The sequence below is a fragment of the Enterobacter sp. Crenshaw genome, assembly GCF_024734705.1.
Classification (GTDB): domain Bacteria; phylum Pseudomonadota; class Gammaproteobacteria; order Enterobacterales; family Enterobacteriaceae; genus Enterobacter; species Enterobacter asburiae_B.
Genome location: NZ_CP102932.1, coordinates 1,294,707 through 1,306,812, shown reverse-complemented (window position 1 = coordinate 1,306,812; position 12,106 = coordinate 1,294,707). Strand labels below are relative to the sequence as shown.

Here is a 12,106-nt window from a genome sequence, read left to right as displayed (position 1 = left end):
ATGACTCCTGTCTTAGCGTGCCGGCTGAGTAGTCGCAGTGGACTGCTCGTAGTGATAGCGACCGGTTTTCAGGCTGCTTGGGCCAAGGCGCGCGAACTTGAACATCAGGAACAGTTCAGCCACCAGGAACAGGGTGTACAGACCACAGATCAGCAGCATGGAGAAGATCAGGTCGCCCGCTGTCAGGGACGAGTTCGCTACCGCCGTTGGCAGTACCTCACCAATCGCCCATGGCTGACGGCCGTACTCTGCAACAAACCAGCCGGATTCGATCGCGATCCACGGCAGTGGAATACCGTACAGCGCGGTGCGCAGCAGCCATTTTTTCTCGCCGATGCGGTTACGAATCACGGACCAGAAGGACGCCGCAATGATCAGCAGCATGATGATGCCGCAGCCCACCATGATACGGAATGCGAAGTACAGTGGCGCAACGCGTGGAATCGAATCTTTGGTTGCCATCTGGATCTGCGCTTCTGTCGCATCAGAAACGTTCGGGGTATAACGCTTCAGCAGCAAACCGTAACCCAGATCTTTCTTCACGTTGTTGAACTGGTCGCGAACGGCCTGGTCGGTAGAACCGGCACGCAGCTGTTCCAGCAGCGAGTAGGCTTTCATACCGTTACGGATACGCTCTTCGTGCTGAACCATCAGCTCTTTCAGACCGGTCACCTGCTTATCAACAGAACGGGTGGCGATGATACCCAGCGCATAAGGGATCTGAATGGCGAAGCGGTTTTCCTGCGCGTCCTGATCCGGAATACCGAACAGCGTAAAGGCAGCAGGCGCCGGTTGGGTTTCCCATTCGGCTTCGATGGCGGCCAGTTTGGTTTTCTGCACGTCACCCATTTCGTAACCGGATTCATCACCCAGAACGATAACAGAGAGGATTGCAGCCATACCGAAGCTTGCAGCGATAGCAAAGGAGCGCTTAGCAAACGCGAAGTCACGACCGCGCAGCATGTAGTAAGAGCTGATGCCCAGTACAAACATCGCGCCGCACACGTAGCCAGAAGCCACGGTGTGAACGAATTTAACCTGCGCAACCGGGTTCAGGACCAGCTCGGCAAAGCTGACCATCTCCATACGCATGGTTTCGAAGTTGAAATCAGACGCGATAGGGTTCTGCATCCAGCCGTTCGCCACCAGAATCCACAGCGCGGACAGGTTCGAACCTAATGCCACCAGCCAGGTTACCGCCATATGCTGGACTTTACCCAGACGATCCCAGCCGAAGAAGAACAGACCTACAAAGGTGGATTCGAGGAAGAATGCCATCAGACCTTCAATGGCCAGCGGCGCACCGAAGATATCCCCTACATAGTGGGAATAGTAAGACCAGTTAGTCCCGAACTGGAACTCCATGGTCAAACCGGTTGCCACGCCCAGCGCGAAGTTGATACCAAACAACTTGCCCCAGAACTTGGTCATATCTTTATAAATCTGTTTGCCGGAGAGAACGTATACCGTTTCCATAATGGCCAGCAGGAACGCCATACCGAGCGTCAGTGGCACAAACAGGAAGTGGTACATCGCGGTCAAGGCAAACTGTAAGCGCGACAGTTCGACTATATCTAACATCATGACTCCTTGCTCATCGCATGAAGACTCCGAGAGTGAACCCCGTCAGAGAGAGATCCACACGCATGCCCCAATACAAATTATTCGCATCCTTGTCGTCGTTATTACCCTGAAGGAGGATAAAAACGATGACGTGAGGTTACAAATACGTTAATAAAAAACTCAAATTGATCCCGCAAATATAATACGCTGCAAAACCCTTACAATAAACAGGTTTTTATTGAATCACATTTACGTTTTTCGACGGCGATCAATTTATAGCAAAATTACCACTTTTCGGCCATTTTGATCGGGGACAATTTACCGCCTTTTGATGGGTTTTTCCAAGGATTAAACATTGATTTAAATCAAAAACAATCCGTTGTGTTAAATGTGTTTTGATGCGGTGAACATAGTAAAAACCATGTTAAAGATATGTATATAAAATACAATTAAGGTTATCAAGTCGATTGATGAATATAAACAGAAGTGATTTTTATTAACTCAGAAGCCCGAATGCCTAATTTATTCAGGACATAAATTTTAGTGCGTTTTTCGTTTTTTTCCATCCGCTCTCTTTAAGGTAAATAAATAACAATTATTTTACTTTTACCCCCCTCTCTAATTAACACCATTTAGTGACTATTGCATGACACCCGGCAGGCAATAAAAAAGGCCGCTTTACAGCGGCCAACCATGTCGAAACGGACATTTTTATACTTCAACGCCCCCCTTTCGGGGAGCAGAGAGGACTTACTTAATGATGGATTTCAGTGCTTCGCCGATATCCGCCAGGCTGCGAACGGTTTTCACGCCTGCGGCTTCCAGCGCTGCGAATTTCTCATCAGCCGTACCCTTACCACCGGCGATGATCGCGCCTGCGTGACCCATACGTTTGCCTTTCGGCGCGGTCACACCCGCGATGTAACCGACTACTGGCTTGGTCACGTGTTCTTTGATGTAAGCAGCGGCTTCTTCTTCCGCGCTACCACCGATCTCACCGATCATCACGATCGCTTCGGTCTGTGGATCTTCCTGGAACAGCTTCAGGATGTCGATGAAGTTAGAGCCCGGAATTGGGTCACCGCCGATGCCCACGCAGGTGGACTGGCCGAAGCCGTAATCGGTAGTCTGCTTAACGGCTTCATAGGTCAGCGTACCGGAACGGGACACGATGCCCACTTTACCCGGCTTGTGAATGTGGCCCGGCATGATGCCGATTTTGCATTCGCCCGGGGTGATAACGCCAGGGCAGTTCGGGCCGATCATGCGCACGCCTGCTTCATCCAGCTTCACCTTCACGGTCAGCATATCCAGCGTCGGGATGCCTTCAGTGATGGTGATGATCAGCTTGATGCCTGCGTCGATCGCTTCCAGAATGGAGTCTTTGCAGAACGGTGCCGGAACGTAGATCACGGTCGCGGTTGCGCCCGTCGCTTCAACGGCTTCACGCACGGTGTTGAATACCGGCAGGCCCAGATGCGTGGTGCCGCCTTTACCTGGCGTTACGCCGCCAACCATCTGCGTGCCGTAGGCAATCGCCTGTTCGGAGTGGAAAGTCCCCTGGCTACCGGTGAAGCCCTGGCAGATAACCTTGGTATCTTTATTAATTAAAACTGACATTATTTCCCCTCCACTGCGGCAACAACCTGCTGAGCTGCATCCGTCAGACTTTTCGCTGCAATAATATTCAGGCCGCTGTCAGCCAGTTTTTTCGCGCCGAGTTCAGCGTTGTTACCTTCCAGACGCACAACCACCGGAACGTTAACACCCACTTCTTCTACCGCACCGATGATACCGTCGGCGATCAGGTCGCAACGAACGATGCCGCCGAAGATGTTAACCAGAACGGCCTTCACGTTGTCGTCAGAGAGGATGATTTTGAACGCTTCGGTTACGCGCTCTTTGGTTGCGCCACCGCCTACGTCGAGGAAGTTTGCTGGCTCACCGCCGTGCAGCTTAACGATGTCCATGGTGCCCATTGCCAGGCCCGCACCGTTAACCATGCAGCCGATGTTGCCGTCCAGCGCCACGTAGTTCAGCTCCCACTGTGCAGCCTGCGCTTCACGCGGATCTTCCTGAGACTGGTCGCGCATTTCGCGCAGATCGGACTGGCGGAACAGCGCGTTGCCGTCAGCGCCCAGCTTGCCGTCGAGGCAGATCAGGTCGCCCTGGGTGGTGATCACCAGCGGGTTGATCTCGATCAGCGCCAGATCGCGCTCCAGGAAGATGTTCGCCAGACCCATGAAGATCTTGGTGAACTGCTGAACCAGCTTGCCTTCCAGGCCCAGTTTGAACGCCAGCTCGCGCCCCTGGTAAGGCATTGGGCCTGCCAGCGGATCGATTGCCACTTTGTGGATCAGGTGCGGTGTTTCTTCCGCCACTTTTTCGATTTCCACGCCGCCTTCGGTAGACGCCATGAACACCACGCGACGGGAGCTACGGTCAACAACCGCGCCCAGGTACAGTTCTTTCGCGATATCGGTCGCCGCTTCAACCAGGATCTGGTTAACCGGCTGGCCGTTCGCATCTGTCTGGTACGTTACCAGACGCTTGCCGAGCCAATGTTCAGCAAACGCACGAATCTCTTCTTTACTCTTAACAACCTTCACACCGCCCGCTTTACCACGGCCACCAGCGTGAACCTGACACTTAACTACCCAAGGGCCGGAACCGATTTTAGATGCGGCTTCTTCTGCTTCACGCGGGGTAGTACAGGCATAACCCACCGGAGCCGGTAAGCCATACCGGGCAAACAGCTGTTTGGCCTGATATTCATGTAAGTTCATGTGTTCTATCCATCCTTCAGGTAATCGTTAGGTCGTGCTTTTATTGGCCCGGCAGCCATACGCCGCCGGGCAAGACTGCAAAACTAGACGTCCAGCAGCAGACGGGTTGGATCTTCCAGCAGCTCTTTAATCGCGACCAGGAAGCCCACGGACTCGCGGCCGTCGATCAGGCGGTGATCGTAAGAGAGCGCCAGGTACATCATTGGCAGGATCTCAACTTTACCGTCTACCGCCATCGGGCGATCTTTAATGGCATGCATACCCAGGATCGCGCTCTGCGGCGGGTTAATGATCGGGGTGGACATCAGCGAGCCGAATACGCCGCCGTTGGTAATGGTGAAGTTACCGCCGGTCAGGTCGTCTACGGTCAGCTTGCCGTCGCGGCCTTTAACAGCCAGCTCTTTAATGTTTTTCTCGATGTCAGCCATACCCAGGGTATCCACATCACGCAGAACCGGGGTGACCAGGCCGCGTGGAGTAGAAACCGCCATGCTGACGTCGAAATAGTTGTGGTAAACCACGTCATCGCCGTCAATAGACGCGTTCACTTCCGGGTAGCGTTTCAGCGCTTCAACTACCGCTTTCACGTAGAAGGACATAAAGCCCAGACGGATACCGTGACGTTTTTCAAACGCGTCACCGTACTGCTTGCGCAGGTCCATGATTGGCTTCATGTTCACTTCGTTGAAGGTGGTCAGCATCGCGGTGGAGTTTTTCGCTTCCAGCAGACGCTCGGCCACGCGCTTGCGCAGGCGAGTCATTGGCACGCGTTTTTCGCTGCGGGCACCCAGAGCAGGCTGTGCTGCTGGTGCTGCCGCAGGGGCTTTCGCTTCCGCCTGAGCAGGCGCTTTCGCAAGGTGTTTGTCGATGTCTTCGCGGGTCAGACGACCGCCCACACCGGTGCCTTTGATGGCTGCCGGGTCAAGGCTGTGTTCAGCCAGCAGGCGACGGATCGCCGGGCTGAGGGCGTCGTTAGACTGTTCTTCCAGAGAAGCCTGCTGGCGCTGAGCCGGCGTAGAGGCTTTCTCTTCAGATTTCGCGCTGGACTCTTTGCCCGCGCTGTTGCCTTCACGCAGGCGACCCAGGATCTGACGAGAGGTTACGGTGGTACCTTCATCTTCCAGCACCGCGTCCAGAACGCCATCCGCCGAAGCCGGTACTTCCAGTACCACTTTGTCAGTTTCGATTTCTACCAGCACTTCATCGCGCTTAACGGCATCGCCTGGTTTTTTGTGCCAGGTAGCGACGGTCGCATCTGCTACGGATTCAGGCAGGTCGGGAACAAGAATATCTACGCTACTCATTTTGTATCCTTTAATTAATCGACGTTCAGCGCGTCATTGACCAGATCTTGTTGCTGCTTCTGGTGAACGGACATATACCCTACCGCCGGAGAGGCGGAGGCCGGGCGACCTGCATAACGCAGGGCTGACCCAAATGGAATCACTTCACGGAAATGATGCTGGCTGCAGTACCATGCGCCCTGGTTGAGCGGCTCTTCCTGGCACCAGACAAAATCATGTACGTGAGCATATTGTTTCAGCACTTCCTGCATCGCCTGATGCGGGAACGGATAAAGCTGTTCGATACGCACGATGGCGACATCTTTCTGATCGTTCTTGCGGCGCTGTTCCAGCAGGTCGTAATAAACCTTACCAGAACACATCACCACGCGCTTCACGCCCTGCGGATCCAGCTCGTCAATTTCACCGATGGCTGGCAGGAAGGTTCCGTTCGCCAGTTCTTCCAGGCTCGACACCGCCAGCGGGTGACGCAGCAGGGATTTCGGCGACATCACCACCAGCGGACGGCGCATACCGCGCAGCGCCTGACGACGCAGCATGTGGTATACCTGAGCCGGGGTGGACGGCACGCAGACCTGCATATTCTGCTCGGCGCAGAGCTGCAGATAACGTTCCAGACGCGCGGAGGAGTGCTCCGGACCCTGACCTTCATAACCGTGCGGCAGCAGCATTACCAGGCCACACATACGGCCCCACTTCTGCTCGCCGGAGGAGATGAACTGGTCGATAACCACCTGCGCACCGTTGGCGAAGTCACCGAACTGCGCTTCCCAGATGGTCAGGGTGCGTGGTTCAGCGGTGGCATAACCGTATTCGAAGGCCAGAACCGCTTCTTCAGACAGCACGGAGTCCCAGACCTTGAACTGGCCCTGACCGTTGTGCACGTGCTGCAGCGGGGTGTAGGTTGAACCGTTGGACTGGTTGTGAACAACCGCGTGACGGTGGAAGAAGGTCCCACGGCCCGCATCTTCACCGGACAGACGAACAGGAATGCCTTCGTCAACCAGCGTTGCGTAAGCCAGCGTTTCCGCGCCGCCCCAGTCGAACAGCTTCTCGCCTGCCGCCATGGACTGACGGTCAGCGTAAATTTTCGCCACGCGAGACTGCATCTCGATAGCGTCCGGTACGGTGCTGATGCGTTTAGCCAGCTCCTGCAGGCGCTTCATCTCAACCTTGTTCGGGTAGCTCTCATCCCACTCGTGGTTGAGGTACGGCGACCAGGTAAAGGAGTGCATGTTCATCGGGCGCAGTTCTTTCACCACGCATTCACCCGCATCCAGCGCGTCGCGGTAAAGGTTGACCATTTCGGTCGCATCTTCCAGCGTCGTCACTTTGTCGCTCTCCAGCTTGTCAGCATAGATTTTGCGCGGGGTCGGGTGTTTTTTGATTTTCTGATACATCAACGGCTGGGTTGCACTTGGCTCGTCCGCTTCGTTGTGGCCGTGACGGCGGTAGCAGAAGAGGTCAATGAACACATCGCGTTTAAAGGTATTACGGAAGTCCAGCGCCAGACGGGTAACGAAAGCAACGGCTTCCGGGTCATCCGCGTTAACGTGGAAGATTGGTGCCTGCACCATCTTACCGATGTCGGTGCAGTACGGGGTAGAACGCGCGTCCAGCGGGTTAGAGGTGGTGAAGCCCACCTGGTTGTTGATCACGATGCGAACGGTACCGCCCACTTCATAACCACGCGCTTTCGACATGTTCAGGGTTTCCTGAACCACGCCCTGCCCTGTTACCGCCGCATCGCCGTGGATGGTAATTGGCAGAACTTTATTGCTGCTCGGCTCGTCCAGACGATCCAGACGCGCACGCACGGAACCGATAACCACCGGGCTAACGATTTCCAGGTGTGACGGGTTAAACGCCAGCGCCAGGTGAACCAGACCGCCTTCGGTTTCGATATCCGACGAGAAGCCCATGTGGTACTTCACGTCGCCGGTGCCGAGGTGTTCTTTATGTTTGCCCGCGAATTCGTCGAACAGGTCCTGCGGTTTTTTACCCAGCACGTTGACCAGCACGTTCAGACGACCACGGTGCGCCATGCCCAGTACCACTTCACGGGTGCCGCTCTTGCCTGCGTGACGAATCAGCTCTTTGAGCATCGGCACCAGCGCGTCGCCGCCTTCCAGCGAGAAGCGTTTTGCGCCCGGGAATTTCGCGCCCAGATAGCGCTCAAGCCCTTCCGCTGCGGTCAGTTCGTTCAGGAAGCGTTTTTTCTCGTCAGCCGAGAAGGTCGCGTGGCCCGCTACGGATTCGATGCGCTGCTGGATCCAGCGTTTCTCTTCGGTAGAGGTAATGTGCATGTATTCCGCGCCGATGGAGCCGCAGTAGGTTTGCTTGAGCGCGTCAATCAGATCGCCCAGCTTCATCGTGTCTTTGCCGATGGCAAAGGAACCTACGTTAAAGCTTTCCTGGAAATCGGCCTCGGTCAGATCGTGATACGCCGGATCGAGATCGGCCACACGGTCTTGCTGCCACAGTCCCAGCGGATCGAGATTCGCATGCTGGTGACCACGGAAGCGATAAGCGTTGATAAGCTGCAGGACTTTAACCTGCTTCGCATTAGTGTCAGGGTCGGAAATCGCAGAAGAGTAACGTGAGGCATCCTTCGCCAGACGACGGAAATAATCACGTGTTTTGGAATGGAATTGATCCGGTTTGACCCCTGTGCCAGGCAACTGCTGGAACATGGAACGCCAGTTTGCGTCCACTGAGTCAGGATCGGTTAAGAAGTCTTCATAGAGCTGTTCAATCCAGCTCTGGTTTGCACCAGAAAGGAAAGAAGAGTCCAGCCAGGCTTTCATTGCGCCGTTCTGCATCGTGATCCCTTAAGCATTTTTATGCTTACTTTCGCCGTAGAAACTACCACGCACACCATGTGTACGTGCCGGGGTTCACCTGCGAGCTCTTTGTGGCCCGCGAAGGAACCTTTAGAAACTGTCTAGACTTCAGGGCAGTTTTTAAAGGTTTCTGCAAACTGTCCCCTCTCCCTTGGGGAGAGGGTTAGGGTGAGGGGAACAGCGCTCCCCTCTCACTACTTACGCACTGCGCTGCAACAGCATCGACTTAATATGGCCGATGGCGCGCGTCGGGTTCAGCCCCTTCGGACACACACTGACGCAGTTCATGATGCTATGGCAGCGGAATACGCTGAAAGCGTCACTCAGCCCTTCCAGACGGCTATCGGTTTCGGTGTCGCGGCTATCGATCAGGAAGCGATAGGCAGCCAGCAGACCGGCCGGGCCGATAAACTTGTCCGGGTTCCACCAGAACGACGGGCAGGACGTTGAACAGCATGCGCAGAGAATACACTCGTACAACCCATCGAGTTTTTCACGCTGCTCAGGAGACTGTAAGTGCTCGCGAGCGGGTGGATTTTGCCCATTATTCAATAAGTAAGGCTTAATCTTCTCATATTGTGCATAGAATTGCCCCATGTCTACCACCAAATCACGCACGACCGGCAGGCCTGGCAGAGGACGGATAACAATTTTCTGACCAGGACGCTGCAGCGCTGAAATTGGCGTGATGCAGGCCAGGCCATTTTTGCCGTTCATGTTCACACCGTCAGAGCCACAAACCCCTTCACGGCAGGAGCGGCGGAACGACAGCGTAGGATCTTTTTCTTTCAGCTGGATTAACGCATCCAGCAGCATCATGTCGCGACCTTCTTCCGCTTCCAGGGTGTAGTCCTGCATACGCGGAGCATCATCAACATCCGGGTTATAACGATAAACTGAGAATTCGAGTTTCATTATCCTGTCTCCGCATTAGTAAGTACGAATCTTCGGCGGGAACGCCGGACGCAGTTTCGGTTCCATATTGACGCTACGACGCGTCATGGATTCCGACTCTGGCAGATACAGGGAATGGCACAGCCAGTTTTCGTCATCACGATCCGGGAAGTCGAAGCGGCTATGCGCGCCACGGCTTTCGGTACGGAAGTTTGCCGACATCGCCGTCGCGAACGCGGTTTCCATCAGGTTATCCAGCTCCAGGCACTCAACGCGCTGGGTGTTGAATTCGCTGGAGGTGTCGTCCAGACGGGCATTTTTCAGACGCTCGCGGATCGCTTTCAGCTGCTCAAGACCTTTGGCCATCGCGTCGCCTTCGCGGAATACCGAGAAGTTGTGCTGCATGCATTCCTGCAGCGCTTTACGGATTTCCACCGGATCTTCGCCGTTACGGTTACCGTTCCAGCGGTTGAGGCGCTCAAGAGAGGCATCAATTTCGTCGTCGGTTGCGTCACGCAGCGCGCCCTGCTCGGCAATGGATTCCTGCAGATGCAGACCGACTGCACGACCAAACACCACCAGGTCCAGCAGGGAGTTGCCGCCCAGACGGTTTGCACCGTGTACGGATACGCAGGCAATTTCGCCTACCGCGAACAGGCCAGGAATGACCACGTCTTCGCCCTGCTCGTTTACGGTCAGCGCCTGACCGGTCACTTTGGTCGGAATACCGCCCATCATGTAGTGGCAGGTTGGGATAACCGGAATCGGCTCTTTCACCGGGTCGACGTGTGCGAAGGTGCGGGACAGTTCCAGGATGCCCGGCAGACGGGACTCCAGAACTTCTTTACCCAGATGGTCGAGCTTCAGCTTCGCGTGTGGACCCCACGGGCCGTCACAGCCGCGGCCTTCACGGATTTCGATCATGATGGAACGCGCCACCACGTCACGACCCGCCAGGTCTTTCGCATTCGGGGCATAACGCTCCATGAAGCGCTCGCCGTGCTTGTTCAGCAGGTAGCCACCTTCACCGCGGCAGCCTTCTGTTACCAGAACGCCCGCACCGGCGATACCGGTTGGGTGGAACTGCCACATCTCCATATCCTGCACCGGCACGCCCGCGCGGATAGCCATACCGACGCCGTCACCGGTATTGATGTGGGCGTTGGTGGTGGACTGATAGATACGGCCTGCGCCGCCGGTAGCCAGCACGGTAGCGCGGGCTTTGAAGTAAACCACTTCACCGGTTTCGATGCACAGCGCGGTACAGCCGACGATTGCGCCATCGGCGTTTTTCACCAGATCCAGCGCGTACCACTCGGAGAAGATGGTGGTGTGGTTTTTCAGGTTCTGCTGATACAGGGTGTGCAGCAGTGCGTGACCGGTACGGTCAGCCGCCGCCGCGGTACGTGCCGCCTGCTCGCCGCCGAAGTTTTTCGACTGGCCGCCAAACGGACGCTGATAGATGGTGCCATTTTCCAGACGGGAGAACGGCAGACCCATGTGGTCCAGCTCCAGAATCGCTTCCGGGCCGGTTTTACACATATATTCGATGGCATCCTGGTCGCCGATGTAGTCGGAACCTTTTACCGTGTCGTACATGTGCCATTCCCAGTTATCTTCATGGGAGTTGCCCAGCGCAACGGTGATACCGCCCTGCGCAGACACAGTGTGGGAACGGGTCGGGAAAACTTTAGAGAGCAGCGCACAGGTCTGGCCGCTCTGGGAAATTTGCAGTGCGGCACGCATACCTGCGCCACCGGCACCAATTACAACAGCATCAAATTCTCTGACTGGCAGTTTCATTACACACCCCACACCACAACGAATCCATAAATAACGTAAACCACCAGTGCAACAACAATGGCCAGCTGCAGTGGGAGGCGAATCGCCAGCGGTTTAACGTAATCGGTCAACACCTGCCACATGCCAATCCACGCATGAATAAGGATGGAGAACAGAGCCAGCAGGGTGAACACTTTGGTGAAGGCGGATCCGAAGAACCCACTCCAGATTTCCCACGTCAGCGTGCCGCTGGTCGCGAAGAAACCGATCATATAGATGATGTAAAGAGTGAGAACGATGGCGGTAGCACGGACCAGAATGAAGTCATGTACGCCGTTGCGTCCTAATGCGGAGGCGTTGCTTACCATACGAGAACTCCTGCGAGAAGTGAAAGCACGACAGTAATCACAAATGAAATGTTAGCGGAGCGTTTCCCGGCTTCGAAAGTCTCTTCCAGGTAGCCAAAGTCCATCAGCATATGGCGAACACCCACGACGACGTGGTACGCCAGCGCGGTCAGAATGCCCCACATGATAAATTTCACGAAGAAGCTGTTCATGATGGCGGAGGCCTGGAGGAATCCTTCAGGGGAAGAGAGGCTGGTGCCCAGTAACCACAGCAAAATACCGACCGCCACAAACGTAATCACACCAGAAACACGGTGCAGAATGGACGCTATTGCTGTTACAGGGAACCGGATCGTTTTGAGATCCAGATTGACAGGTCTTTGTTTTTTCACATTTCTTATCATGAATAACGCCCACATGCTGTTCTTATTGTTTCCTTCCTCCGGACTGCGATGCGGGTCAAGCAGCGTTCCTTTTCTATAACTGCGCGTCATGCAAAACACTGCTTCCAGATGCTTAAACGACACGTTACAACGCTGGGTGGCTCGGGATTGCAGGGTGTTCCGGAGACCTGGCGGCAGTATAGG

9 protein-coding genes are annotated in these 12,106 nt (G+C 55.1%); all 9 read right to left on the bottom strand.

From position 1 onward, the window contains the following. Positions 1-12 precede the first annotated feature (12 nt). The 9 genes from cydA to sdhC all read right to left on the bottom strand — a co-directional run bounded on the left by cydA (position 13) and on the right by sdhC (position 11,938). Positions 13-1,581, bottom strand: a complete 1,569-nt coding sequence (gene cydA / locus NWV12_RS06105) for a cytochrome ubiquinol oxidase subunit I (protein WP_023310795.1) — start codon at positions 1,579-1,581, stop codon at positions 13-15. A gap of 732 nt (positions 1,582-2,313) precedes the next feature. Then, on the bottom strand, positions 2,314-3,183 hold the full coding sequence (gene sucD / locus NWV12_RS06100) for a succinate--CoA ligase subunit alpha (protein ID WP_008501094.1): 870 nt from the start codon (positions 3,181-3,183) through the stop codon (positions 2,314-2,316). After that, the gene (gene sucC, locus NWV12_RS06095; RefSeq protein ID WP_023310791.1) at positions 3,183-4,349 is read right to left on the bottom strand and encodes an ADP-forming succinate--CoA ligase subunit beta; all 1,167 of its coding nucleotides are present in this window, start codon (positions 4,347-4,349) and stop codon (positions 3,183-3,185) included. The genes sucD and sucC overlap by 1 nt, the downstream gene beginning before the upstream one ends. Before the next feature lie 83 nt (positions 4,350-4,432). Next, a complete protein-coding gene (odhB, locus tag NWV12_RS06090) occupies positions 4,433-5,653 on the bottom strand; it encodes a 2-oxoglutarate dehydrogenase complex dihydrolipoyllysine-residue succinyltransferase (RefSeq protein ID WP_008501093.1) in 1,221 nt (406 codons plus the stop codon). 14 nt (positions 5,654-5,667) lie between these two features. Next, on the bottom strand, positions 5,668-8,475 hold the full coding sequence (gene sucA, locus NWV12_RS06085; protein ID WP_033144953.1) for a 2-oxoglutarate dehydrogenase E1 component: 2,808 nt from the start codon (positions 8,473-8,475) through the stop codon (positions 5,668-5,670). A 219-nt stretch (positions 8,476-8,694) separates the two neighbouring features. Continuing rightward, positions 8,695-9,411: a succinate dehydrogenase iron-sulfur subunit SdhB gene (gene sdhB / locus NWV12_RS06080; RefSeq protein WP_008501090.1), complete on the bottom strand. Its 717-nt coding sequence runs from the start codon at positions 9,409-9,411 to the stop codon at positions 8,695-8,697. Positions 9,412-9,426: 15 nt separating this feature from the next. Continuing rightward, the gene (gene sdhA / locus NWV12_RS06075) at positions 9,427-11,193 is read right to left on the bottom strand and encodes a succinate dehydrogenase flavoprotein subunit (RefSeq protein WP_023310789.1); all 1,767 of its coding nucleotides are present in this window, start codon (positions 11,191-11,193) and stop codon (positions 9,427-9,429) included. Next, on the bottom strand, positions 11,193-11,540 hold the full coding sequence (gene sdhD / locus NWV12_RS06070) for a succinate dehydrogenase membrane anchor subunit (RefSeq protein ID WP_008501088.1): 348 nt from the start codon (positions 11,538-11,540) through the stop codon (positions 11,193-11,195). The genes sdhA and sdhD overlap by 1 nt, the downstream gene beginning before the upstream one ends. Continuing rightward, complete coding sequence (sdhC, locus tag NWV12_RS06065; RefSeq protein ID WP_020684965.1) at positions 11,534-11,938, bottom strand: succinate dehydrogenase cytochrome b556 subunit; 405 nt, start codon at positions 11,936-11,938, stop codon at positions 11,534-11,536. Before sdhC ends, sdhD begins: the two co-directional genes overlap by 7 nt. Positions 11,939-12,106 lie beyond the last annotated feature (168 nt).

What these genes read in the sequence shown, in the direction of transcription:
- cydA (WP_023310795.1), bottom strand. Translation starts at nt 1,581, where the DNA reads ATGTTAGATATAGTCGAACTGTCGCGCTTACAGTTTGCCTTGACCGCG.
- sucD (WP_008501094.1), bottom strand. Translation starts at nt 3,183, where the DNA reads ATGTCAGTTTTAATTAATAAAGATACCAAGGTTATCTGCCAGGGCTTC.
- sucC (WP_023310791.1), bottom strand. Translation starts at nt 4,349, where the DNA reads ATGAACTTACATGAATATCAGGCCAAACAGCTGTTTGCCCGGTATGGC.
- odhB (WP_008501093.1), bottom strand. Translation starts at nt 5,653, where the DNA reads ATGAGTAGCGTAGATATTCTTGTTCCCGACCTGCCTGAATCCGTAGCA.
- sucA (WP_033144953.1), bottom strand. Translation starts at nt 8,475, where the DNA reads ATGCAGAACGGCGCAATGAAAGCCTGGCTGGACTCTTCTTTCCTTTCT.
- sdhB (WP_008501090.1), bottom strand. Translation starts at nt 9,411, where the DNA reads ATGAAACTCGAATTCTCAGTTTATCGTTATAACCCGGATGTTGATGAT.
- sdhA (WP_023310789.1), bottom strand. Translation starts at nt 11,193, where the DNA reads ATGAAACTGCCAGTCAGAGAATTTGATGCTGTTGTAATTGGTGCCGGT.
- sdhD (WP_008501088.1), bottom strand. Translation starts at nt 11,540, where the DNA reads ATGGTAAGCAACGCCTCCGCATTAGGACGCAACGGCGTACATGACTTC.
- sdhC (WP_020684965.1), bottom strand. Translation starts at nt 11,938, where the DNA reads ATGTGGGCGTTATTCATGATAAGAAATGTGAAAAAACAAAGACCTGTC.